A 24,517-nucleotide genomic window follows, 5' to 3' on the forward strand; every position below is an offset into this window, starting at 1 on the left:
TCAATAGGGACCAGTACGAAACCCAGCTATTCGTAATAGGAAAAGAGTGTTAACGTTCCAGTTATTGCTGACATCTAAAGTTATTGCTGACATCTAAAGTTGTTGCTGGCATCTAAAGCTTGAACGTCAAAAACATTAAAAAGAAAGGCTCTTTGCTGTTTTTAATGGGTAGCTTACATCCGTTTCCAAATATCATATTCAATCTCTTTATTTTCTTTATTTCTCTTTTTTGATTGGAAACTTACGACGATCAATATTCAAAAGTTGATCTAAGATAACAGCAGGTTAAGCATCAATCTGCTTCCGGAGAATACAGAGAATAAAAAGCTATAATGGAAGTATTGGTAAACAATTCCACAATTTCAAGATTCCACAATTTCAAGAATCGAAAATATTACCATCAGGGTTTTCCACTCAAATACTGCATCTCTGCAGTTGGTCTATTTGAGTTAAACCAAACGAATTAACATAGCCACTTCGAGTATATATCACGCTTTGAAGCTAAAAACAAGTTCCTTTAAACCCGACAGCAATTTTATTGCTCTGGTTCGCTTCCGATTCAAGTAGACATGACTCAAGTTTATACATTTCCAAACCGGATAGCGAATTTTGTTCCACGATTCTTTTTGAGTTCTATACAACCATTTATTTGCTCAACAAGAAGATTTACAAGCTGAAGTCCAAGGGAGTCCGTGTTTGAAAACTCAATTTCTTCGGGAATGCCTTTTCCGTTATCCTCTACAGTGAGTATGTAATGTAAACCGTTTTTTCCCATGCAAGAAGTGCACGGACCTGGGGTGTCAGAGTTTGCGGCAAAACTTTCTTTTTTGAAGAAGCTTATGTGAATTTCGTCTGCTTTTCCAGAGGGGAAGGCATGTTTCAGGGAATTTGAGACCAGCTCGTTTACAATAATGCCAAGGGGTATTGCAATATCCATATCAAGATGGATATTCTCAAGGTCCAGCTTCAGGCTGATACTACTATTTCTAAGATTATATGAATCGAAAAGATCTGCAGTCAGCTTCTGAAGATAAGCTGCAAAATCAAGGGTATCGATTTCGTTTCCCTTATAAAGCTCTTCGTGGATAAGAGCCATCGAAGCTACACGGTTCCGACTTTCCCTGAAGGCTTCAAGTATTTTTGCATCGCTAAACTTATCAGCTTCAAGACTAAGCAGGGAAGAGATTACCTGCAGGTTATTTTTAATCCGGTGGTGTATTTCTTTTATGTAGGTTTCCTGTATTTTTTCCAGAGCTTCTTCGGCTTTTTTGCGCTCAGTAATATCCTGAATTATCCCCTTGGCTCGAACAGGGATATTATTCTGATCAAAAATAATTTCTCTCTCCGCATGAACTGTGCGTTCTTCCCCATTATCCAAGACGATTCGATAATCAATACCATGGCGCTCCCCTGTTAATTTTCCCTTAATTATATTAATCACATAATCTCGGTCATCGGGGTGCACATAGTTTAAAAGCTCGTCATAACTTGCACCGGGCTCTTGAGGGTCACGTCCGAAAATATTGTAAAGTTCGTCAGACCAGTGCACTTTACCGGTCATAAGGTCCCAGTCCCAGTTTCCAATGTGTGCCATTTTTTGAGCTTCAGAGAGGCTTTTCTCGTTTTCTTTCAATAATTTATAAGCGCATTCAAGCTGTCTTGTTCGTTCTTCAACTAATTTTTCTAAATTATCATGTGCTTTTTTTAGAGCTTTTTCTGCCCTTTTAAGTTTGGTGATATCACGTGCAGCAGCAAAGACTCCGATAACCTCACCGGATTCGCCCTTATAAACCGAAGCATTATACAAAACAGGAGTTATGTGTCCGTCCTTATGCTGAATCTCGAGAGGATAATCCCGTACAAATCCTTCCTGGAATACATGCCGATAACCTTCTTTTGCTTTCTCAGGCTCAGTAAAATAGTCTGAGAAATCGGTACCTATGAGTTCGTCTCGGGAATAGCCGGTAACTGTTTCAGTAGAATTATTGACATCGGTTATTTTTCCGTCCTGCCCGATGGTTACAAGGGGATCCGGACTGGCTTCAATCAAACTGCGGTTATAAATATTTGATATTCTCAGAGCTTCTTCTGCTTTTTTGCGCTTGGTGATGTCCTGCGTTATGCCAAAACCACCGATCAGCGTTCCGTCTTTTTCAAATTCAAGATATGCTTTTTCACGTACCCACTTGATCTTACCGTCCACGATAATACGGTGCTCTATGTCGTATGGTTCCCCCTCCAACCCTGCCTTCCATTCCTTGTCGACATATTCCCTGTCATCCGGATGAATCGTTGAAAGAAAAGTCTCATAGTTCAAAGGGGTACCTTTTGGGATGCCGAAGATAAGATGATTTTCATCGGACCACGTCAATTTATTTTTACGCACATCCAGACGCCAGCTTCCGATATTTCCCACAGCTTGGGCACGATTGAAATCTTCCCTATTTTCTTCCAGCGCATTCACAAGGGCGTCGCGTTCCGTCAGCGCCTGGGCCAGTTTGATGTTGCTGTAGCTTAGCTGTGAGAGCATATTGGCAAAGGTCATGAAGAAGCCCATGCCAGTGTCCACAGCCTCCCTGCTTAACCGAGGAACTTTTTCAAGCGCTTCTATGTATTCCTCTTCATTGAAACCGTATCGTTTAGCCTGAGACCGGAAAAGCTCATAGTCAAGAGGCTCGTCCTCAAAAAAGAATTGCCCTGCGAAGACATAGCCGACGTGCCGCCCGCCCACGATGATAGGGGTTACTACGTCCCACATATTGTTCCTGCACCTGTACAGCTTGAACTCTCCCGGAGAAATGCCCTCCGAGAGCTTTATGTTGCTTTCTACGCAATGTTTGCAGGTTTCGGGATGAACCCTGTGGAATCTGGTGCAGATATCCTGCCATCCAACGCCTACCAGAACATTGCCTTTGAGATCGTTTAAGCCCATGGGGATGTGAGTAAGTTTATAAAAATTATCCATCAGGGGCTGGATAGCCTCGACATCAAGGATCTCGGCCAGCTCCAGGTTCTCTATCGTCCGGGCAGGAGAGAGACTGTTCTTCGACTTCAGCCTGAAACATTGTTCACTCTGGCTCAGAACTTCCTCTACTCGCTTTCTATCCACGCCAGAATTATTCAGTTTTTCTCTCATTTCATATCTTCTCCAACCAGGAAGAGTTAACTTGTCTGTCGCGTCAAGCAGGAAGATCCAACCATATATTTTCCTATTTTCCAGGAAGATTGTGTCTGCCTGCGATTGTCACAATATATTATTAATAGGTTTTTATATAAAAATTGCATATAAGTTTTCTCAGGCAATTGATAATCTAAAAGCTATTACAATAAGTAGTATGTGTTTTCGATGAATGATATTAAACACAGAATTGTTTTCTGATCAAGTATAAGATATGACAGAAAACACGGTTTTGTGAATCAACTTAAATTAATGTCTCGTACCTTAAAAAAAGTAGGCAGTCAGAAGTCAGAAACACCAAAGACATGGAACTAAATTTTGAAAACCCTGAAAAAAAACTGATCCTGGAATTGCCATTGAATACCTGAGTGTGACTTTGACTACATCATCCCACAAAAAAAGATTATGAAAAAACCTGCAGACTGCAGGACAGGCGTTGAATTACTCCAGAACACGTCCGCTACTGGGTTTCAAAATAACGACCCCTTTCGTCATTATGGCTGGAGCCACCTCGAGCATGGGCAATTCAGCAAGTGCCTTGATGATATGCCACTGTCCAGGGTTCTGTTCCCAGCTCAGTTGTGTCCATTTGACAGTGCCACTGCCTGCCCAGGCGCTGTGGATCTCGGCACCCTGGGGATAAAGTATAGGCTGGCTCAAATCCGCTCCTGAACCACCGACTTTTGGAATATAGCGCCACCCAAGGGCATTGATTGTGGCTGCAGAAGCCTGCATCTCCGCCAATCTCTGCCTGTCCACAGGTTCTGCCCCGAGCATTTCCAGACGCAAAAATGTGCTTCCTTCGTAGCTGGCGTTGGTATAGTAGTTTGGTTGGATGGTGTGCAGGTCCTCGATATCGGCATAGATTTTTGGGATACCGGTCTCTTCCCTTCCCCCAAGGATCGGCCAGGTCTTATTCTCCCAGACTACCAGAATAAACTGCCCTTCCAACTGGTCACGTTTGCCGTTGAAACGGGCTGGCACACTGACCTGGACGAGATTATACGCCCCTCCCGCCATCCAGTCGATTTCTCGAAACTGATTGTAGGAGATGTTTAATTCAGGTCTTAACAGCTCAAAACCTTCGGGAACATAGCTTTCCAGCTGGTTTTCATCCGTAGTATATGCAAAGGTTACAGAAACTGCATCCCTATAATACAGCGCTGCGTCAGGGCCAGGACAGTCAAAACCGCCAAAATGGGCCGGCATTCTATAACATTTATTTTCTTCAAATCGGAACATGGTTAAACCCCCCAATATTCGGATTATAACATATGATACAATAGAATATATACGATATTGGTAATAAATATAAGATACATTGTTTGTATTATATGATATTTAAATAAAGTTTAGAATATAATATAAAACCAGGAACATTGGGCATCGCGAGTATACAGCAAAAAAGGGTCAAAAAAGGGTCAAAAAAGGTCAAAAAAAGGTCAAAAAAAGGGTTAAAAATATCACAACAGGCACGGAAAGCACGGAATCTACCGTTTTATTAAGGAGCTTTTATTGAGGAATGTTTATCGTTTTATTGAAGAATTTTTGATGCCGCCTTGTCCGGTTCGCATGAATGGGGGAAAAAGATGAGCGCCATAAATGAAGATTACTCAAACGGTGCAGTTGTAGATTCACATCTGGGGAAGAGGGAGATTGATTCAGAGGGATCGCCTGTCGCTGGCAGCAGGATGGATGTCTCAAAGGCATATTCCGGAGTTCCAGGTTTGCTCCAGAAAGTAATTAATGAAAATGATACCGCAGCCTGGACAGAGATAGTCGAAAAAATCGATTATATTTACTCCAAGCTGGATTATTCTCTGGGTGGGCTGGACCGGGAGACGGGGTTTGCCAGCCAGGTGAAATCACAAATACGAGCCGGTAAGAAATTGTTATTCAAACCTAACCTGGTAGGCCCTGTCGCCATTGACGCAGGGACTCATTGTGAAGGTCTGGGTGCTTCTATCTGTACCGAATGGCCCCTGATGGCCGCTCTGATAAGGTGGTTCCACGACAGGCTTGACGTACACTATTATCAGATGGCTCTGGGGGAGGCTTCAACTTCCGCCCTGCTGATGACAGTCTCTTTCAGGTTAACCTCTGGAAAAGACATCACCACGGAAGCCCTTTTTGAAGGACGGAGTGAAGATTTCTACGGTGGCTGGGGTTTTTTCTTCGTCCGCAGGTACCTGTCAGAACGTCATCTCCCCTCCCATGAAGATGACCCCATGAAAGGGTACGAGGACAGCGTTGCCGGAAGGTACCTCCCTCCAGGCAAATCCGGAGACAGGTTGATGGTCTACGACCTGAATAAACTTGACGAAGATGTATCCAGAGGAAGAACGGTTGAAGTTCCTGATGGAGCCAACTACAAAGAGATTACATTGCACAAAGTGATAGTCGGTGGGGACCCTGGCGACAGTGAAGACCTGAAAGACTACCCCGGCTGCGTCCTTGTCAATGTCCCCAAGCTGAAGATCCATGCTCAGGACCTTATCACAAACGCTATCAAGAACCTGGGTATTGGCCTTTATCCCACGCAGGCCCCCTGCGAGGAGAAGGGCAGCGGAGATGATATGAAATGGAAATATGCATGCCCTTCCAGATCAGTCCCATCTTACAAAGGTGAATTGCCGCATATGCCGTGGGTTACAAAGATGGACGACGATACCAACCTGCCTTTGAAAGATGAGAACGGAGAGTACATCACAACAAAAACAGCAGGAATGCCGGGGACTCAGGCGGATATCATCAGGGCAGTGCAGAACCAGAACGTGTTCATGGTGCATGTCAGTGATGGAATCGATATGGTCAATATCTGCCATAATCCGGACGGCAGAGCTGTCAGAGTTCCTGAAGGCTACGTCTGGGCGTCCCTGGACTGTGTGGCACTCGACCTCCTCTGTGCCAGATACTGTTTCAAGACGGTCCCTATGCATGAAGCATTGAAGCTCAAGGAAGAGAAAGGCTGGCCTACAGAGTTTGTCCACCACGTACCTGTGGCAAGAATTGACGGGACAAATATCACAACCGAAGAAGGCATCGATTCACCTCTTTTCAGGTATAACCTGTACCGTTATGCTGAAGCGAGAGGTGTGGGACAGCAGAAATATCATGTCATCGGCTGGGACGCCCTGACGGAAACGCCAATGGCTTCCCTGGAAGGTCATCTGGGCAGGATAGAGGATGGGAAATTCCTGGAGATGATGACGAAAACGATGTATTATAACCCTTCATGCATGCTCTGGGACATGCAGAAGACCCTCTTGAGCTATGCAGAAGCCCACGATAAGCTGACCGGTTCCTCAATTTTAAAGGAATTTATGGACGGCTTCGACGAGAACAATGACGGGATAATAGATTACGACGAGAACGGACGGAAGGGATTCTGGACCCCGGGTTTCAGAATACTGAATCGTTCCTATGACATTATGCTAACCGAAGAGTACGGCCAGCTCAGAGGGACTTTTTATTCCATTGCCGATTTCGGCCTCAAACCTTCCCGTAAAAATTGGAATCCTCAGGGGCATGATTTCGGGCAGGAGTATGCGCTCGTGACGATAGCTACTCAGGCTTTTGACATGTCACGGTCTGAAAAGGAAGGTGAAGATCCTTTCGTCCCGGGAATGAACTGGGGCAAAGGCATGTGGCCGAGCTGGCAGCTGGCTACCTATATCCAGCTCACTAACGGGATCTATGGTTCTCAGTCACCTGAGAGTATCAACTTCCCATCTCTATACGGCGCAGCATTCCAGTACGCAGATAAAACTCGAAACGAAGGAAAGTATACCGGAAGCACGGACCAGATGGCAAGCAATCCCGCATCTATTAAAAATTATTTCCATGCCGTCTCCGAGGGTGCAAAACCTCTCGATTTTACACTGTATGTTCCTGCAGGATACGGGAACCTGGAAGCATACAGGATACCGAACGTACAGGAGACAGACGACCCGGGCAAGGTCTTCACTGCCCACTTTGGCAGTGGAGCGGAGGTCTGGTAAGCCTGAGCTCGATTGATTCATATATTCACAAACAGGCCCTGACAGCTGCCCTTATTAATATGGTGGTAAACCCCCTCCTGGCATTTCTCATCAACAGGAATGTGGACAGCGTTGCTTTATCCGGGATTCTGGTTGATACAATAATCACTTCAATCGTAATGACCTGGCTTGTGACAGTCTTCTCGGCAGCTGATATAAATCGCCAGCTTCGTGCCGGCCGTTTCAAAGGTGAAGATTTGCCCCAGCCAGGGCCAATACTGTCGCGGTTGCCGAGACGAGGGGTATTACTGGGTACTGTACTGTTTATCTGTGCGGTATTGATCATGGTGACTTTAACCGTTTCTGTTTTCTCGCTATTCGGCATTGAAGAGCTTTCGGTGGACAGCCTGGCACTGTTCAAGGTAATTTATACCGGGCCGGTTGCCTATGTCGTCGCCCGGCTGGCGATAATTAAACAGCTCGGATTTTAATCCAGAGATAAAAGAAAGTAAATCAAAAAGAGTCAGAAAGAATCAATTAAAACGGAACCGATAAAAAGTATAAGGGGGAATGAAAATGGGGGCTGAAGAGTATTTCAAGGATAAACGCTGTCTGGTAACCGGTGCAAACTCCGGAATCGGTTATGCGATAAGTGAAGCGCTGCTGGAGAAGGGAGCAATAGTTTTCATGGCTGGCCGGAGTGCAGAAAGCCTGGAATCAGCAGCTAAGAGTCTTGATGCATATTCCGGACAGATTCATATTCTACTTGTTGATGTGACAAAACAGCCGGAAGTGGATAAGGCTATTCAGGACATGATTGCCCTGGAAGGCAGAATTGACTTCTTATTTAATAATGCAGGGATCGGGGGTACGATGCCGACTGTCGAGGCCACACTTGAACACTGGCAGTCTATCATTGATGTCAACCTCTGGAGTGTAATTTACGGAATTAACGCCGCGCTGCCAGTTATGCTCCTCCAGGGCAGAGGACATATCGTTAATACGGCTTCCATTGCAGGACTGATACCGTTCCCGTTCCAGGCTCTATATTGCGCCACCAAATATGCAGTGGTCGGGATGAGTGAAAGCATGAGGTACGAATTTGCAGAAGAGGGCATTCATTTCTCAGTGGCATGTCCTGCAGCTGTCGTTTCGCGCATCTGGAAAAAGCCGATACTCGGCCCTGTTCATGAAGAAGTAGAAGCCCCTGAAGATGCAATTCCAGCAGAAGAAGCCGCGAGGATAATCCTTGAGGGTGTTGCAGAGAAAAAAGGAATCATTGTGGTACCAGAAGAGCCGGGGGGCTGGCTCTGGCATGAATATTGTATTTCTTCTGAAGCTGCAGAGGACTTCCTGATGAAAATGGCTCGCGAGCGGCGGATAGAATGGTCAAAAAAACAGAAAGTATGAAGGAGAAGGTGTGAAGAAATAGAAACGCGGCACCTGATTGCTTTCGGAATCCGGGGGTTTAAAACCACCTTCACATGGAGGAGGGCGGGAGTTCAAGTCTCAACGAGCCCTTTTCTATTTAATCTTTGTTCATTATTTTCCGGCTTTTTATTTTCCGGTTTTTTCGTGCTTAATCATTTCATAAATAAGTATAGTAGTGGAGAAGTCACTGAATTTGATCAATAACTCTCCAATACTTATTATAATTCAATCTGTTTTTTAATCTGTTTTTCAATCTGTTATTCAATGTGTTTTTTAATATGTTTTTTAATATGTTATTCAATGTGTTATTCAATGTGTTTTTAAATATGTTTTTTAATATATTTCGATCTGTTTTACCTTCTCCTATCAAGGACACACCAAGCAAACCGATGATAAGAAATAATTTCAAACCCTGTGATATTTTTGCTTGTGCTTTCTTCCCTCTCCGGCTCGGGGTTAACCTCTAATCCAGATGCCGGGTTAACTTCTGACCTTATTTCGGGTTCAACTTCTGACTTTGCATCCTTCCCTGAAACAGTACACACATAGATGTCATTGTTTCCATTGCGGTGGTCCCGCCACATGATCCTGTTCCCCCAGATATCAAGCTTCCCCCATTGGTTTGATTCGTTGGTTGTTATCTGAGTTTCAGTGGAGGTGAAAAGGTCATACATGTAGATATCCAGGTTTTCCCACCCTTTGCGATAATCCACCCACACTATCCTGTCTCCGTAGACTGCAGGCCCATAATCCACTGATCCGCTTGCGGTTATTTGAGATTCGACGGAGTTGGAAACATTATACATGTATATGTCTGCTTTTCCGTTGCGGGCATCAGTCCAGATTATTCTGTCCCCGTAGATGGCAGGAGAGTACTGTGCTGCAGGGTCGGTGGTGATTTGAGTCTCTCTGGAAGTTGAGAGGTCGTAAAGGTAAATATCCAGATTTCCATTGCGGGAATCCTGCCACACTATCCTGTCCTCGTAGATGGCAGGGTATTCCTGCATTGACTCATTGGTGGTAATCTGGTATTCAGTGGAGGTGGAAAGGTCATACATGTAGATATCCCAATTTCCAGCCCTGTTACCCTCTTTATCCCAACCTCCTCCGTTGCGTGTATCCTCCCAAACTATCCTATCCTCATAAATGTCGGGGGCATATTGACCTGACATGTTTGTTGTAATTTGAGTTTCAGTGGAAGTGGTTAGATAATACATGCAAATATCCGCATTTTGATAGCTATTGCATGTATCCTCCCATACTATTCGATTCCCGTAAATAACAGGGTTCCTGTGATCGAAACTACTATTTGTAATCCGGGTTTCCTCTTGAGTCGAAAGATTGTACATGTAGATGTCCCAGTTCTTCCCGTTGCGCAAATCCTGCCACACTACCCTGTCCTCGTAGATTGAAGGACAGGCTTCATCCGAAATGTTTGTGGTGATTTGAGTCTCATTTATGGTAAGCCGATTACTGTGTAGAGAAAATGCTAGCGCCACAGGTAAAGTGGAAATAAACAAAACAAAAACCAGAGCTGTTAAAGCTAAAAATATTAGGTACCGATCTTCCCTATTTTCCATTTACTATTCCCCTTAACAATGTAATATCTGAACTTCAGGTAATTTTAAATGTTTTCATTTGAATCCAGATTTTATAGAAGTCCTCTATTTTAGGACGATTTGCAGGGGATAGTGAGCGGATTAAAGATTTCCGGAATAAAAAAGAGTGTTAACGTTCCCGGTCATTGCTGGAATCTGATTTTGTCGCTGATATCCCTGTAGTAGGATTCAGCATAAAAATATGAGTGTCAACTTTTTTGTGGAGAGATAATTTACGCATGGTTTCCATGAAGTGTATATTGTTTGTATTGTTTGAGACTAAAAATATGAAAAAAATACTGAGAGAAAGTAAGATATATTTAAAAAAATAAAAATGTGTCTTCATAGGCAGAAATTGTTTCAATAAAGTTTTCCAGGTCTGAAAACTTCATCGGATTTTTCTTCAATGTATGGTGCACATTGGTGAGGTAGTCGTAGGTCCACACTTTTTTGTCCAGGGTTCTTTAGCCGCAGATTTTGCTTCCAAGAAGATCACATTTGCTTTTACGCCGTTTGCGAATTGAAGTCTGCAATTTTACTTAATAACAAAAATTTATATGTAACAAAGGTTGGAAAATATTTTATTCGCAAAATTATATAATTGCTTAGTCTCTTTACTAATATATCACATAATTTATTGGGTAAATAGTCCAGATTTGGATTAATATGCCTTTAGTAATAAATGATTCAGATATTATTACAGAATCTGAAAAATATCCGAGTCATATAAACTGTACATTAACTTTGAAAAATAAAGCTACCTGGGGGAAAATAAATGAAAAATAAGGGGAAGCTATGTTCAATAACTTTAGCTTCATTATTTCTGGTTTTTGTTTTTTTGATTTTAATTTCAGCCGCAGCTTCAGCGGCTCAAGTTACGAAAATTGGCACAGGATACGATCCTGCTGTTTATGGTAACGAGGTAGTATGGACAAATGGGGTTGTTATTCATCTATACAACCTGACCGACGGGACAGACATTAAGGTTAGCTCTTCTGGAGCATCCAGTCCAGATATTTACGACAACAAATTAGTGTGGCATGATGAAAGCAGCGGAGCACCAAGGCTTGCTGTGTATGATATTCCTACAGCCACAAAAAGTTACATCACGCAGGATGTAGACCAATATAGTAAACCTGCTATTTACGGCGACAGAATCGTCTGGAGTGCAAATGATAGTGTATATCTGATGAACATGTCTACATCCACACAGACAAAAATAGGAAACGGTAGTAATCCTGACATATATGACACAAAAGTGGTGTATTACTCATATTCAGAAGACCCGGAAGCGGATATAACTATCAGAATGTATGACATCAATACCGGGGAAAGAATAACTGTCGGTTCATATGGAGATCCAAACATACCGCGTATATGGGACACCAAGGTCATCTGGTCTGACGTATATAATCATCTGGGATATGTTGTGATGTACGATACGTCAACAAATGAAACTATAGACGTCACACGTCCACTTGACACCGATCCAGATGGAAATGAATATGGCGCCAGTACAGGGACACATATTGCCATACAAAATGATAAAATTGTATACAATAAAGTTGTTGATGATTATGAAGGCAAACCTGGAGTATATGTATATAACATAACTACAGGACAAAGCACACTGATATATGGCTATCTTGAAGATGTTTATACGACACCAGAAATATACAATAACACTGTTGTATGGGGAATGGATAAGAACTACGTTGATGGTTCGGAAAGCAATGACATCTATTTATACAACTTTTCAGAACAACCCGAAAATCTCACAGTAAGGTGAGTGGTGGACATCCACCACAACATTTTACTGAAAAACATCTGAATTTTTGGATTTGGCGAGGATAGAAAAGGATATTAGAATATTCTATAATCTGCAGACAAAAGAATATCAGAACTTCTTTTTATCTTCAGACATATTCGGAATTTATTTTTTAATTCTCTTCACTTTCACCGTTAATAGTAACCATAATCTCCTTAAAACTCGCTAGTGAAGCTTCCATATTTTCTATTATTTCATTTGCAAGAATATCAGGGTCAGGCAGATTGTCCAGGTCAGCGAGGCTTTTGTCTTTGAGCCAGAAGATATCCAGGTTAGTTTTATCCCTTGATACAATTTCGTCATAGCCGAATTTTCGGAACCTGCCTTCGGGAGTTTCTTCACTCCATGTTTCTTTGCGGCTGTGGCGGTTTTCGGGGTTGTAGCATTTGATGAAGTCTTCCAGATCTGAAAATTTCATTGGGTTTTTCTTCAATGTGTGGTGCACATTTGTGCGGTAGTCATACCGGAGTTTATACTTTATAGTATAAAGCCACATCAAGCGACATGATCTACTTAGGGTCTAACAAAAAATTAATTATGTTGGGTAACAATTCCAAGCATTTTAATATAAAACCGACAAATATAGAACCAATTAAATAAATCGGTGTGGCACAAAAATAGTTAATTTCCCACTATATGGGGTCTAACACAGGATCTCTGTAACAAGACGCCCTATTATGGTTTCTTTAGTATAATATGGTGAAAATCATATAAGTATCAATCGGTGAGCTAGTTCAATATGTGGTGACGCCAAAATTGAACGAAACGAGTTTGGAACTTAATTAATTTCTTGTTAGACCTACATAATATCCATAGCTGTACCACGATTTTTATGAGATCTTATAAACTCCGGTCATAGATCCATACCTCTTTTGTCCAGGGTTCTTTAGCTGCGGATTTAGCTTCAAAGAAAAGCACGTTTGCCTTTACACCATTTGCATAGAAAATGCCTGTCGGCAGGCGCAGAATTATGTGCAGGTCGGTAGTTTCAAGAAGCTTTTTGCGGATAGTCTCTCCTGCCCCGCCTTCAAACAGGACATTATCCGGCAAAACTACTGCTGCCTGCCCACCTGTTTAGAGGATGGTATGGATGTGCTGCACAAAATTGAGCTGCTTGTTGCTTGTGGTTGTCCAGAAGTCCTGCCGGTTGTAGGTAAGATCTTCTTTTCCTGCGCGCCTTCTTCGTTGGTGAAGGTCATGCTGCTCTTTTTTCCAAAAGGCGGGTTTGTGAGGATGTAATCGTAACGATAACCCGGATCGGCTATGAGAGCATCGGAATTAGAGATCATGGGTTCCCCGTCTATTTCCCCGATGTTGTGCAGGAACATGTTCATCAAAGCAAGCCGTCGGGTCCCTGCGACGATTTCATTCCCACCAAAAGTTTTGTTTTTCAGGAAGCGGCTCTGTTCCCGGTCCAGCCTGTGGTGTGATGTAAGGAAATCATAAGCTGCTAAAAAGAACCCGCCTGTGCCGCAGCAGGGGTCTCCGATTGTCTTCAGGGGTTCGGGCTGAAGGCACTGCACCATTGCCCTGATGAGCGGCCTTGGGGTAAAGTACTGCCCGGCTCCGCTTTTTGTGTCCTCTGCATTCTTTTGCAGGAGCCCTTCGTATATTTCTCCTTTCGTATCCACACCCATCATGACCCAGCTTTCTTTGTCGATCATATCAATGACCTTGTACAGCATGGCAGGGTCGCTGACCTTGTTCTGAGCTTTGAGGAAGATCTGCCCGAGCATCCCCGGCTTTTTCCCGAGCTCTTCTAACAGCTTCTTGTAGTGAATATCGAGTTCTGCTCCACGCTGCTGTTTCAATCTATCCCAGGTATATTCCTCCGGGATGCCGATATCTCTGTTATACGGCGGCTTCCTGTACTCTTCAGCCATTTTCAGGAATATAAGGTAGGTCAATTGTTCCAGATAATCGCCATAGCTCACGCCCCCATCCCTCAGGACGTTGCAGAAGCTCCAGACTTTTGAAACAATGGATGAGGTGTTTTCAGACATGGTTTGGATCCTTGAGATGAGAGTAATATTTTTGATTCGGGCTTGTTGGTTTTTCAGGGATTGTAAGTAAGAGTTTTCCTTCTTGAATGAGCGGATTCAGAATTTCCAGCCTGAAGTATTCTCTGTCTTTCAATCCCATAAACTCTTGAATTTCAATTCTGCTTCTTGGTTCAATGCAATATTCCAAGAGTGCAGCGATTTTATTTGTTTCATTTTCCGGAGTAGCTTGCGAGGTAGCTTGCGGGGTGGCTTGCGGGGTGGCTTGCGGGGTAGCTTGCGGGGTAGCTTGCGGGGTGGCTTGCGGGGTAGCTTGCGGGGTAACTTGCGGGGTAGCTTGCGGGGTAACAGGAACAATTATCTTAAAAATATCTCCTTCAAGAAGCTGCGGGTCAGCTCCACCGGAATAAATTCTTGTGTAGTTGTAGAGGTTCCTGACACCTGAGCCTAACTCATCCGCCCTCCCGATTTCTTTGAAAAATCGAGCAATCACCGGATTCTTAGGATACGGTGTGAAATTGGAAGGATTTATTCTGCCATGTCCATGTGGACGGTTCGCATTCTCTGTAAGAACCTGATTATTTCCTATTATGAACTTTGCAGGAAAGCCGTTTGTATACTCTCTGTGGATGAGCATGTTTGCAACGACTTCTCTGAAAACATGATCTCTCAGGCTGATTCTCTGATCCTTTTCCAGATAGAACGGATCTGGCAGATGTTTTGCAACAAAAGCCATCAACCTGTCATAGCTTTCTATCAGGTTGGTCCGGATGTCGTCCCTGTCGTCATAACGGTCAAGGTTTATTCTGCGAAGGATGGCATCAGTTTTGAAATGCGGCAGTATGATCTGGATAACTTCGTCTTTGCCCAGCAAAAGAACAGCAGCAAGAGTATACCCTTCTTTACCGGTCTGGTAGTCATGCTGATATAATCTGGCACTACTTAAGAATTCCTCATCGGTCATTATTCCCCATGGGTGGTTGGGGTTTTCGGCGCGGACCATTTTCCGTACCCTCTGGATAAGGTCGCCCCTGAGGTCTTCAAGCCTGACATAGGGGTAAATGCGGCTCTCGGAAAAAGAGCTCTGTTTTCGAATATAGAGATGAGCCACAGCATCAGGATGGTTGGTTATATCGAGATCCCCATCTTCATTTCTGTCAAATATCTTACCATTACAGCGGTGAACCTGAGAGCTTTCAGGAATGCTGAGATAAAGAAGGGTTTTTCCTTCAATGATCATTGTTTCCGGCAAGATGTACAAAGGCGGATTGATCTTTTGGGAGTTATTCAGTGTAGTGACCAGGTCCTTTTTGATTTGCAGCAGAGCATCCGCATCAATTCCTGTAATATTTCCATTGTCATCAACCCCAAGGACAATATGCCCTCCACTGCGATTTAAGAAAGCGCAGACAGTCTCGTACACATCCTTGTTCACCTGATCCCTGCACTCCTTGAATTCCACAGTCAGCCCTTCACCATCCCGGATGATGCTTTTCAATTGTTCAGAGATCATGTTTCTTCACTTTTTCCCATTCTCTGCTCTTTCCGCCCTTATTCTTTCCAGCAAAACCTCAGCTGGTTCCCAATCCTCTGCCCTTCGAACCTCTGCCAGCTCCCTTTCATTAAGCAACTTCCCCTCAAACGCCTTTTTCAAAATACTCTGCCGCAGTGCTTCGGCTTTTTCCAGATTCTCTTTTATATCCTGCTCTATCTTATCGCAGACTGAAAGGCGGGTCTCGATTTCCTGAACGATGGCTTGTTGTTCAGGAGGGGAACAAATAGGAATTATTAAAGATTGTAATTCCCCTGAATTGATGTTATTAACTCCACTTGTTGATTTTGCTTTTGACTCTATTTGATGACGTAAATCTATTGAGGAAAGACAATTCATTGGTCATCGGTTAAGAACTTACTTCCCTCTACCAATAGTGTTTTTCATTTTATTTTTTCATTCAAACCATTCTTCCCTGAACCTCTCTCTGTTTACATGTGGGTCCAATGCTTGACTTTCGTATACACTCATTATAGTTTCAAAAGTTCTTTGAATTCCACATCTCTGAAGAATTACTGTCAATAAATCTGATGCATTCTCCGCAAATATTGTGCTCCAACGTAACTGCGTATATTGAGCCATTTTTTCAGGATGAGCTATTGAGTTTCTTACAAGAGAATAAGTTCTTCTGCTAACGATTAGTGTTAACATTGCTGTCCATATTAGAGCCTCAATTACCTGCACATTCTTTGTTTCAAGAACGTCAAGAGCGTATTTGCTTTTTAACTCCTTAAACAACAGTTCTATGTCCCATCTTGCACCATATAATTTTGCAATATCTTTTGCATTCAAAACATCTTTAGGAATATTTGTGATATATATGTGATGCTTTTCGTCCTCATCATTATATACCGCAACAAGACGTACAAGCATCTCATCCTGCTTTTGTTTGCCTTTATATGCTCTTCTTTTGAATGATATTTTTACAACTGCATCAATATCTTTTCCAGAAAGTTGCTTAATGCATTCACTAACAGGTTTTTCTATGAAATCTTTGCACTTGTTATAGGTACTCCTTCCTCGATTGAAACAACAACAGGATCCATATTCTTCCTTATTCTTGAAACAAAATATCTTCCATTTTCCTCAACCCTTGCAAACATTTGAGTTTTGTAAAAACCAAGATCAACAAGAAGAATACGGTCTTTGATCCAGGGACCGATTTTCAATGTTTTGATCTCAGCTGTTTTTTCAGAGTATAAAGCAACGGTTTTAGGTCCGTTAGCAACTGCACTTACCATAACTCCCACTTTTATGCCAGCAGCTACTGTTCTTGCTCTTGCTGCTGGAAACTTGTCTGCTAAAGAGGAGTGAAGACGAACAATTGTGCTGTCTTGAATGAGAACATCCTGGAAGTTTTCGAGTTTTTTGCTAAGTTTTCTACCAGGTTCTTTTGCAAGTTCTTCTATGCCGTGAATTACACATCGATGAAGAAACTCGACAAGTTCTGGAGTGAATCTATAGTACCAGCTGCTATCACTTATGGTTTTACTGGATTCGGTTTCATATTCTCGTTTCAAACTGGCAAGTGTACGCTGTAAGCGTACACCAAAACCAAGAGTTAAAACCCAAAAGATTGTGACAGGGTCAATTTTACGCTCACGTACTATTAGATCAGTTTCTTTGGCAGTTTGCCTTAACCACTCTTCGGGAAACATTTCCCGAAGAGAGTCTTCAAGAGTAGGTGGGGGACGAGGAGACATAGATGCACTAATATTTAGATTATTAATATAAAAACACATACAAGAGTAGCTCTCTAAAGCTTAACCGATGACGCATGAAAGACAATTTAACAGGTACTTTGAATTAATTAATGAGCTGATGGGTCTGAGTTTAATTAAATAACCTGCATACAGATACTTTTCATCTTTTGTGCTAACCAATGCACATTTCCCAACTAAATCAACACTTCCATTAGACCGAATTGTAAGAATGTCCCCAGTTTTCAATCGGTAATTTTCAATTTCAGTAGAATCAAATTGGGCATATTTCAGGTCAGAATCATTAACTAAACCATTTGAAATATTTGGTATACGAAGTACTCCTATGCCATTTACGTTGTAGTCACATTTTTTTGAAGTTCCATATTTAGGTTCTTCAACTAAATTACCCAACCTAATCCAACCCCATCCTTTAGGTAAATTTAGCAATTCAGCTTCTGTGAGTGGCTTAATGGATTTCTGTTTTTTACCAGTTTTTGCAGTTTCTTCTCTTTCCTTCCGGATCTGTTCCAGCAAATCCCCTGCATCCGGCAAACCAATCTGCTGCTCCCGCCATTTTTTCGTGAGTTCTCCCTCAAATGCTTTCTTCAACACCGCCTGCCGGTAAACTTTGAGCTGTTCCTGTGTCAGTTTGAGATTGGCAATGCCGTTGTCCAGTTCGCTGAAGAGAAGCTCGATTTTGGAGACTATGGCACGTTGTTCGGGTAGAGGAGGGAATGGAATATTTATTTGCTTTATTCTAAACAAAGCTAATTTCAGTACTTCGCTAATTTTGATTTCCTCATTACGGAAGCTTCTCGATACCTTTATATGTAATGAAAAATGCCTCTCTATGTCTTTTTTCACAAATAAGTTCAGAAATAGGTTTAAAATCGAATTAAAGTCAAAGTACTGTATTGATTCTGTATTACAACCTCTCACATCTCATGTAATCCTCAAGATCAATGGTTCACTTACAAGTGAAGACATTATTCGTACTGTTGTGAGTTTGGCAGTCGATAAGAGTTCAGTCCATTCTGTCTCAAAACAGTATTCTGCTGTTGCTTGTGAAACATCTTTACGTTACCATCTTAAGAAACTAAACATGGACGAATTGATCCTATCCAATGAAAAGATTCTTCTTCAAAATCCCCTAAAAACTCTCAAAACAGGTAAGAGCTATGAGTTTGCCATTGATTTAACCAACGATCCTTATTACGGGAAAACAGATTCGTCTAACGAGAAATATGTAATTCGTAGCCAAGCTAAAAAGTCAACAAACTCTTTTTACTCATATATCTCCCTCTACATCACTAACAAGAACGAAAGGTTTACTGTATCTGTTCTTCCTGTAGAAAAGAAAAAACCAATGGTTGAATACCTCTCCTATTTTCTCTATCTCATCAAAAGACTGAATTTTAAAATCAAGGTTCTCTGCCTTGATAGAGAGTTTTATTCTATAGATGTGTTTGAATTTTTGCAAAGTAATGGTGTTCCTCACATAGTTCCTGTTGTCAAGAAAGGAGAGAAGATGAAGCAACTTATGAATGGGAATAAGGCTCGGAGTACACAATATGTCATGAAGAATTCTAAGAAAAAGATTCTTTTAGACATTATCATTGATGTTAAGTATCTGAAAGGAAAGAGAGGTAAAAAGGGATGTGAGAACCTTGGTTTTGTTGTTTTTGGAGTTAAATGGTCTCCAAGAAAGGTCAGTACAGTTTACAGAAGAAGATTTGCTATTGAATCGTCATACAGGATGAGGAATGTGGTTAGACCAAAGACATCATCTAAAAACGCAACTATAAGGTACTTTTATGCATTGGTATCCTTTCTACTAAAAAATATATGGCTATACATTCAGAATAAACATTTTACTATTGTCAAAAGAGGACCTCAGGTCATAGATGAGGATAAGTTCAGATTTGAAGTATTTATACTTATTATTAAGGAATGGATAAGAAGAAAGTTAAGAGTGAGGACAACAGTGTGGTGTTTGAGATAAATGAAGGTAGAGTAAAAGTGGAGGAAAGATTTTAGCGAACTACTGAATTTGGGTTGATTTGATGAAATAGTGAATTTTGTAATTTGTTCTTGGGATGCTAAAGAAGTGAGAACATAACACAAAAACTTCCTATCTATGCTTTCGATATCAGTAATTTTGGCTGCATTTTCGGTTAAATTTGACCCATTTAATTTTTCAGGAATTAGCCCGACTTTCCCAATTGATCCTGCAATGGAAATGTAGATATCATTTTTTGAAATTGTATAATTACTGATATGCTTTTGGGTAGAAGGATTCAAAAATTTTAGAGATTCCAGATTGATACTAATATTTTCAAAATCTGTAACTCTTATATATGGAAAAAGTGTAGGAGTTTCAGAATAGTCATGTCCTTTTGGTAGACGTTTACCACCTTTTACCTCACTAATATCTCCAATGGTTGTCCAGCACCACCCCATAGGGGGCGTCTGTAGGTTTTCAGTATCAGTCATCTGAGTTCTCCGTGAGTTTTTAAAAGAACTTAATTTATATAACAGTTCTCTTTTGGGAAATTTCACTGAACTAACAATGGTTTTACTATCAACTTGGGAGTAGTTTCAAGATTGTCAGTTGATCGAGCTCATCCCAAAAACAATTTTACTTTCGCATTAATAAGAGTTTCAGAATCAGTTTCAGGATCAGAAACTCGATTAATTGTTCGAACTACATGATCAAGAGAAGCAACTTTGAGTTTTGGGATGAGCTCGATTAAATAATTGTCTACTTGTGCCTTTCAGAGACTTAATAAAAAATTTAAACTGGATAAGAAATATTATGTCTGTATTAGAACCGTAAATGAAAAACATCTTGAAAGTAGAGTGAAATCAGTATTCATAGTGAAATAATAGAAAATTTGTAACTACTCAGGGTATAGTTAGCGGTGCTCCGCTGAGCGCCGCGAGAATACCTTCTATAACAGGTAAATCGTTCTTTTTAATGGTCGAAATATAAGCTCTAATTCTGCAGAAAGCTTCCGCTCCTTGTATAGTTCTGAAAGTTCCTGATATTTTCTGCTGTAATTTCATCATCCTTATGTCTCTTTCTGCCTGGTTATTTTCAAATGGAACTCTCAAATCATTGAGGAATCTCAGGATCTGTTCTTTGTTTTCTATAAACCTGTCAAGTAGGTTCCTTGCTTTTGTTTTTGGATTTTTACCACGTTTTCCATGTTTTTCAGGGTTTAGAGAAGGTGGATTTTCTTCAATCCCTTTCATGACGATAGCATTGAACCTCTCTTCCAACGCTTTAATTTGTTCAAAATCCAGATCTTTGACTTGCTCTTTGCATTCATCAGTATACTTTTTCATTTCTGTTAACAGTTCATTCATCTCTTTAGCCCATTGCTGTTTATAGTTCTCCTCAATTCCAGTAAGTTCTCTCTGGAGATGAGCGTTGCAAAGAGCATGATCACATTCATAACTGTTATAGGGTTTCCATCCGTCATGAACTGCTATTCCTTTAAACTCTGGAAGAATTCCCATGGCATTAATTGCTTTTGATCCTCTTTTTGAGTGAGCAAAATAACAGGTGTATTTGTCATTAGAAGCTACATGAAGCCAATGCCTTTTTCCTTCAATTTTCATCCCAGTTTCATCACAATGGATAACAGGAGAAGTTATTAACTTCTCCTTACTCATATTTTCAAACTCCTCTAAATTCCGGAAGCATTCTTTTTCTGCTCTGATTATCGTAGCAGAACAGATTTTTATCCCCATAACGTCATCAAAAAACTCTAAAATCCTTTTATAGGGAATAAACTGGTAGTTTTTACAGTAAATTGCTGAAGCTAAAATATTAGGACCATACTGGACGGGATATTTCACAGATTCTGGAAAAGAAGCTTTATTTGATTTTCCACAGTGAGTACAGGTCTTAATCTGACTTCGATGTTCCGTAACAATTAGATTTACAGGAGGAATATCAAAAATTTGTCTTCTCTCATAAGCTTCAACTTCAACATCCTCAAGAGTATGTCCACATTCTTTGCAGCAGGTCAAAGAATGTTCAATTACCTAATCAGGACCATTAACCATATCAAGAGTTGTGCCTGGATGACCTTCTTGACCTCCAGGTTTCTTCCCACTCTTTTTCCGGAGACTCTTGGGATTAGGTTTTTCTTTGACTAAAAAGTCAGTAGAAGGAGGTTTACTGCTGTTTCTGCTATTTTGATTTAAGCGAGATTCTAAAATCCTTACACGTTCTTCTAGTTCAGCAATTCGAATAGCTTGTTCTTCTATGATAGTTTCAAGTCTCTGGATTACAGAAATTACAGCTTCAGGACCAGCTTCATAGATAACGAGGATCTCTTCACGTGTAAGCATAATAACGAAACAAAATAGGATTTAATTTATATGCAATTTTTCCTCGAAAAGAGGAAAAATTGTAGCCTTTCAAAGGCCACCTGAATTGTTACGAAAATTTTTGGAAAACAAATAATTTATAATTCTAGAATATTTGATTTTGTTTCCGTTCAAGAGTTTATGAGAGATATTATAATAAGAAGTGTTATACAATATAGTTGCATATCCTTTGAAAAAAGAACATTATTCCACATAGCAGCAAGTATTGAATTAAAAGCTAAGGGGGAAACAGACTGAGATTTTCATTAGATAATATTGCAGAGGACCTTTCTCCTTTAAGCGTTGCTATACTTGAATTATTGAAAGTAAATGATGAGAAACCTGTAAAGGGAAAGGTTGCTTTTCAAAAAGAGATGTTTCTGATATCAAATTACATTGATAAAGTGGATGAACGGGCGGAATTCATTCCTCATTCCCTCGGCCCATATAGTGAAGCTTCAGAGGTTAGTATGGATAACCTAGTATCAATGGGTCTTGTTGAAAAAAAAGAGGGCAATACTTACAAAATTACTTTTTCAGGTATCAAGGTATTGGGACTAAAGCAGGACATTTTCTCTTCAGAAGAAAAAGAATCAATTGCCGACTTTAAAGAATTTATCAGTAATCTTACCAATGACGAAATTCTTCTTTTTATCTATACATCATATCCGGAATATACTATTGAATCAACTGAATATCGCAGAATAATGAAATCAAGGGTTAAAAACTCGATTTCCATCTACAAAAAAGGCATCGTCAGTTTAGAAAAAGCTGCTTCTCTTGCAGGTGTAAATATAGAGACTTTTCTTGATTTGCAGAGGAGGTAAAAAGATTGAAAATATTTGATGCCTCCTCAATTGTCTGTTTGCTTCGGGAAGCTAACTTTCCTAAAGCTTTTGAAATCTGCAAAAAACATGGCTATGATTTATCCGTCACAAAACAGGTATATGAAGAGCTTGAAAAAAATCCTGAAACATTCGAGTCATTTAAGGCTTGCAAAGGTTTTTCGGTAATAGATAATGTTGATGAGCAGTGTTTATCAAGAATTTCGAAACGGTATCCCTGGTTGCATGAAGGGGAAATCAGTGTTCTCTGTGCCGGCATAGAAAAAGAACAATCCGGAGACAATTATCGCTGTATCATTGATGAAAGAGCAAGGCAGTTGAAGTCAAAGTATGGCATAAAAGTAAATGGGACTATTGGCTTACTTTTATGGCAAAAAGAAAAACTTAAGGAACTCACAAGTACCGATTGTAATGAAATATATAATAGCATAAAATGTTCTTCTTTCTGGATAAAAGAAGATATCCTCAAGGAACTGTTAAGATGACCAAAGAAACTAAAATACATCTTTGTTCAATTGCAGATGATACTGATCTAAGAAGTTTACAGGTGCAAATAGGGAACAAAGAACTGAAAACACCAACTAAAGCGATTGCAACAAACAGTTTCTATAAAGATACTTCTTTCCCAAAAGAACTCTGTGACTTACAGGAGCTTTTTTTGAAATTTGATGAAGGATCTCTAATAAAAAAAGACCAGGACTTAAAATTTTCATCAGACAAAAACAAGCAATTAAAAAGGGAGAAAGAAAAAGCTAATGGCTGTCCTTACTTTTGTCTGTTGGAATTTAAGAATAAGGGAGAAAATTGGAGATACCCCACAGAGAAAGAAATTGACATCTTGACTAACGTTGCATATTCACATTCGGATATTACTCCAGTTCCTTCAGTTCCTAAAGTAGCCAGGAATTTGAACGTTGAAAACTTTGATGCCTTTATAAAATATTTGGATTCATGTTACAACAGCATAGAAATCAGAAACAAGAAAAATATTATGGGATATATACCTGCAACCGTCCCTCTGTTCGGCAGGGAACTCATAAATTATTACCTTGACAAAGGAATCAATGCTTACTATGTTGATTTTGACGGCAACATGATTACAACTCATATAGATATGTTAAATGCAATGAAAAGAGAACTTGCTAAAAGAGGATACGAAGAGAATCATCTATTTCATTTTGTAAATGTTAGTTATGGCAAATCGATTAATGACCAGAAAGTGATGTCAGCAAGGGATATTTTAGGATTTGGTTATGGTCTGGATAGTCTCGGAGGAATCCATTCCGGTCCCAAAAGAAGCCCCGAATTTTACGAAAAACTCAAAGCTATGAAGGATATTTCAAGAAACACAAAGAGATTACTGAATGTGGATGATTACGGATACTATCGTTTTGATTCAGTGAAAGATAATTTGCAAAGCATTTATCCAGCTGATGCTTTAATCTCGATAGATGAGCTTAATACCATTACTGAGAGCAGGTTAGAAAAATATCTAAAAATTGTCAATTTGCAGCAGCAATGTATTGAAGCTGATAAACTTGCACAAGTCACAACTGAAGAACCGGATAAGTCCTTGGAATATTTTAAATCAAAGAAAAATGTGCTGAAGAACGATTTGAAGTATCTTTCCAAATCAAGTAACTAATTTTCACCCAACCTTTCACGCAATCTTTCTCCGAACTTTTCTCCGACCTTCACAATTCCGACGCGTCGTCAATATTTTAATTCATTGACTCATTAATTATTTCCCAATGGCCGCCTTTAGCAGGACCTACACGCTTCAAAATGCCTTTTTCTTTGAATTTTGCGATGTTGTTTTCAATAGCTGTGGTACCGAGTCCTATTCTTTGGCTTAGTTCCACAATTGAGATCTGCGGGTCGTTTATTATCTCTCTAATTATTTCCAATTGTGTTTCTCCCCACTTTTCACCCCACTTTTCTCCCAACCTGTTTTCCTCATTTATACCAAGTTTTCAACAGCATGCTGCTTATGTTTTTACATTTCCCCCAACTTTTCTCCCA

16 protein-coding genes and 4 pseudogenes are annotated in these 24,517 nt (G+C 40.6%); 8 read left to right on the top strand and 12 right to left on the bottom strand.

Features of this window, described 5'->3' with window-relative positions; translation table 11 throughout:
• Positions 1-580 precede the first annotated feature (580 nt).
• Complete coding sequence (locus ACZ5A8_RS19615; protein ID WP_464531041.1) at positions 581-3,136, bottom strand: PocR ligand-binding domain-containing protein; 2,556 nt, start codon at positions 3,134-3,136, stop codon at positions 581-583.
• Between the two features lie 483 nt (positions 3,137-3,619).
• Positions 3,620-4,420 (bottom strand): acetoacetate decarboxylase family protein, encoded by an 801-nt coding sequence (locus ACZ5A8_RS19620; protein WP_464531042.1) that lies wholly within the window; start codon positions 4,418-4,420, stop codon positions 3,620-3,622.
• 347 nt (positions 4,421-4,767) lie between these two features.
• On the opposite strand from ACZ5A8_RS19620, the gene ACZ5A8_RS19625 reads away from it, so the two are divergent.
• The 3 genes from ACZ5A8_RS19625 to ACZ5A8_RS19635 all read left to right on the top strand — a co-directional run bounded on the left by ACZ5A8_RS19625 (position 4,768) and on the right by ACZ5A8_RS19635 (position 8,568).
• Positions 4,768-7,179 carry a DUF362 domain-containing protein gene (locus ACZ5A8_RS19625; RefSeq protein WP_464531044.1) on the top strand — a complete coding sequence of 804 codons (2,412 nt, stop codon included), beginning with the start codon at positions 4,768-4,770 and terminating at the stop codon, positions 7,177-7,179.
• Positions 7,180-7,337: 158 nt separating this feature from the next.
• Positions 7,338-7,649, top strand: coding sequence for a hypothetical protein (locus ACZ5A8_RS19630; protein ID WP_464531045.1), 312 nt, complete (start codon positions 7,338-7,340; stop codon positions 7,647-7,649).
• Positions 7,650-7,734: 85 nt separating this feature from the next.
• Positions 7,735-8,568, top strand: a complete 834-nt coding sequence (locus ACZ5A8_RS19635; RefSeq protein WP_464531046.1) for an SDR family NAD(P)-dependent oxidoreductase — start codon at positions 7,735-7,737, stop codon at positions 8,566-8,568.
• 374 nt (positions 8,569-8,942) lie between these two features.
• Here ACZ5A8_RS19635 and ACZ5A8_RS19640 read toward each other — a convergent pair whose 3' ends face one another.
• Positions 8,943-10,169, bottom strand: coding sequence for a hypothetical protein (locus ACZ5A8_RS19640; protein ID WP_464531048.1), 1,227 nt, complete (start codon positions 10,167-10,169; stop codon positions 8,943-8,945).
• 793 nt (positions 10,170-10,962) lie between these two features.
• Here ACZ5A8_RS19640 and ACZ5A8_RS19645 point away from each other — a divergent pair.
• On the top strand, positions 10,963-11,976 hold the full coding sequence (locus ACZ5A8_RS19645; RefSeq protein ID WP_464531050.1) for a hypothetical protein: 1,014 nt from the start codon (positions 10,963-10,965) through the stop codon (positions 11,974-11,976).
• A gap of 151 nt (positions 11,977-12,127) precedes the next feature.
• Here ACZ5A8_RS19645 and ACZ5A8_RS19650 read toward each other — a convergent pair.
• From ACZ5A8_RS19650 to ACZ5A8_RS19675, 6 genes and pseudogenes are all read right to left on the bottom strand, one after another.
• A pseudogene (locus ACZ5A8_RS19650) lies at positions 12,128-12,478 on the bottom strand (SAM-dependent DNA methyltransferase); the annotation flags it as partial.
• A gap of 389 nt (positions 12,479-12,867) precedes the next feature.
• Positions 12,868-14,018, bottom strand: a pseudogene (locus ACZ5A8_RS19655) (type I restriction-modification system subunit M); the annotation flags it as partial.
• Positions 14,011-15,528, bottom strand: coding sequence for an RNA-binding domain-containing protein (locus tag ACZ5A8_RS19660; RefSeq protein ID WP_464531051.1), 1,518 nt, complete (start codon positions 15,526-15,528; stop codon positions 14,011-14,013). The pseudogene ACZ5A8_RS19655 and the gene ACZ5A8_RS19660, both read right to left, overlap by 8 nt.
• A 6-nt stretch (positions 15,529-15,534) precedes the next feature.
• Positions 15,535-15,906, bottom strand: coding sequence for a restriction endonuclease subunit S domain-containing protein (locus ACZ5A8_RS19665; protein ID WP_464531053.1), 372 nt, complete (start codon positions 15,904-15,906; stop codon positions 15,535-15,537).
• A gap of 57 nt (positions 15,907-15,963) precedes the next feature.
• Positions 15,964-17,270 (bottom strand): annotated as a pseudogene (locus ACZ5A8_RS19670) (IS4 family transposase).
• 60 nt (positions 17,271-17,330) lie between these two features.
• Complete coding sequence (locus ACZ5A8_RS19675) at positions 17,331-18,134, bottom strand: restriction endonuclease subunit S (protein ID WP_464531054.1); 804 nt, start codon at positions 18,132-18,134, stop codon at positions 17,331-17,333.
• Between ACZ5A8_RS19675 and ACZ5A8_RS19680 the strand changes: the two genes are divergently transcribed.
• The gene (locus ACZ5A8_RS19680; RefSeq protein WP_464530343.1) at positions 18,121-19,272 is read left to right on the top strand and encodes an ISH3 family transposase; all 1,152 of its coding nucleotides are present in this window, start codon (positions 18,121-18,123) and stop codon (positions 19,270-19,272) included. The two genes, ACZ5A8_RS19675 and ACZ5A8_RS19680, sit on opposite strands and share 14 nt — an antisense overlap.
• Here ACZ5A8_RS19680 and ACZ5A8_RS19685 read toward each other — a convergent pair.
• The gene (locus ACZ5A8_RS19685; RefSeq protein WP_464531056.1) at positions 19,164-19,763 is read right to left on the bottom strand and encodes a restriction endonuclease subunit S; all 600 of its coding nucleotides are present in this window, start codon (positions 19,761-19,763) and stop codon (positions 19,164-19,166) included. The two genes, ACZ5A8_RS19680 and ACZ5A8_RS19685, sit on opposite strands and share 109 nt — an antisense overlap.
• A 411-nt stretch (positions 19,764-20,174) precedes the next feature.
• A pseudogene (gene tnpC / locus ACZ5A8_RS19690) lies at positions 20,175-21,632 on the bottom strand (IS66 family transposase).
• A gap of 338 nt (positions 21,633-21,970) precedes the next feature.
• Here tnpC and ACZ5A8_RS19695 point away from each other — a divergent pair.
• From ACZ5A8_RS19695 to ACZ5A8_RS19705, 3 genes are read left to right on the top strand one after another with little or no spacing between them, the layout of a single operon-like run.
• Positions 21,971-22,477 (top strand): hypothetical protein, encoded by a 507-nt coding sequence (locus tag ACZ5A8_RS19695; RefSeq protein ID WP_464531057.1) that lies wholly within the window; start codon positions 21,971-21,973, stop codon positions 22,475-22,477.
• A gap of 5 nt (positions 22,478-22,482) precedes the next feature.
• Positions 22,483-22,980 carry a PIN domain-containing protein gene (locus tag ACZ5A8_RS19700; protein WP_322222994.1) on the top strand — a complete coding sequence of 166 codons (498 nt, stop codon included), beginning with the start codon at positions 22,483-22,485 and terminating at the stop codon, positions 22,978-22,980.
• On the top strand, positions 22,977-24,140 hold the full coding sequence (locus tag ACZ5A8_RS19705) for a hypothetical protein (RefSeq protein WP_464531058.1): 1,164 nt from the start codon (positions 22,977-22,979) through the stop codon (positions 24,138-24,140). The genes ACZ5A8_RS19700 and ACZ5A8_RS19705 overlap by 4 nt, the downstream gene beginning before the upstream one ends.
• A 76-nt stretch (positions 24,141-24,216) precedes the next feature.
• On the opposite strand, the gene ACZ5A8_RS19710 is transcribed toward ACZ5A8_RS19705, so the two are convergent.
• Positions 24,217-24,441: a winged helix-turn-helix transcriptional regulator gene (locus tag ACZ5A8_RS19710; RefSeq protein WP_464531060.1), complete on the bottom strand. Its 225-nt coding sequence runs from the start codon at positions 24,439-24,441 to the stop codon at positions 24,217-24,219.
• Between the last annotated feature and the right edge of the window lie 76 nt (positions 24,442-24,517).

It is taken from the genome of Methanosarcina subterranea, assembly GCF_055385895.1.

What these genes read in the sequence shown, in the direction of transcription:
- ACZ5A8_RS19680 (WP_464530343.1), top strand. Translation starts at nt 18,121, where the DNA reads ATGTCTTTTTTCACAAATAAGTTCAGAAATAGGTTTAAAATCGAATTA.
- ACZ5A8_RS19665 (WP_464531053.1), bottom strand. Translation starts at nt 15,906, where the DNA reads ATGAATTGTCTTTCCTCAATAGATTTACGTCATCAAATAGAGTCAAAA.
- ACZ5A8_RS19635 (WP_464531046.1), top strand. Translation starts at nt 7,735, where the DNA reads ATGGGGGCTGAAGAGTATTTCAAGGATAAACGCTGTCTGGTAACCGGT.
- ACZ5A8_RS19685 (WP_464531056.1), bottom strand. Translation starts at nt 19,763, where the DNA reads ATGACTGATACTGAAAACCTACAGACGCCCCCTATGGGGTGGTGCTGG.
- ACZ5A8_RS19620 (WP_464531042.1), bottom strand. Translation starts at nt 4,420, where the DNA reads ATGTTCCGATTTGAAGAAAATAAATGTTATAGAATGCCGGCCCATTTT.
- ACZ5A8_RS19660 (WP_464531051.1), bottom strand. Translation starts at nt 15,528, where the DNA reads ATGATCTCTGAACAATTGAAAAGCATCATCCGGGATGGTGAAGGGCTG.
- ACZ5A8_RS19630 (WP_464531045.1), top strand. Translation starts at nt 7,338, where the DNA reads ATGACCTGGCTTGTGACAGTCTTCTCGGCAGCTGATATAAATCGCCAG.
- ACZ5A8_RS19640 (WP_464531048.1), bottom strand. Translation starts at nt 10,169, where the DNA reads ATGGAAAATAGGGAAGATCGGTACCTAATATTTTTAGCTTTAACAGCT.
- ACZ5A8_RS19705 (WP_464531058.1), top strand. Translation starts at nt 22,977, where the DNA reads ATGACCAAAGAAACTAAAATACATCTTTGTTCAATTGCAGATGATACT.
- ACZ5A8_RS19615 (WP_464531041.1), bottom strand. Translation starts at nt 3,136, where the DNA reads ATGAGAGAAAAACTGAATAATTCTGGCGTGGATAGAAAGCGAGTAGAG.
- ACZ5A8_RS19625 (WP_464531044.1), top strand. Translation starts at nt 4,768, where the DNA reads ATGAGCGCCATAAATGAAGATTACTCAAACGGTGCAGTTGTAGATTCA.
- ACZ5A8_RS19645 (WP_464531050.1), top strand. Translation starts at nt 10,963, where the DNA reads ATGAAAAATAAGGGGAAGCTATGTTCAATAACTTTAGCTTCATTATTT.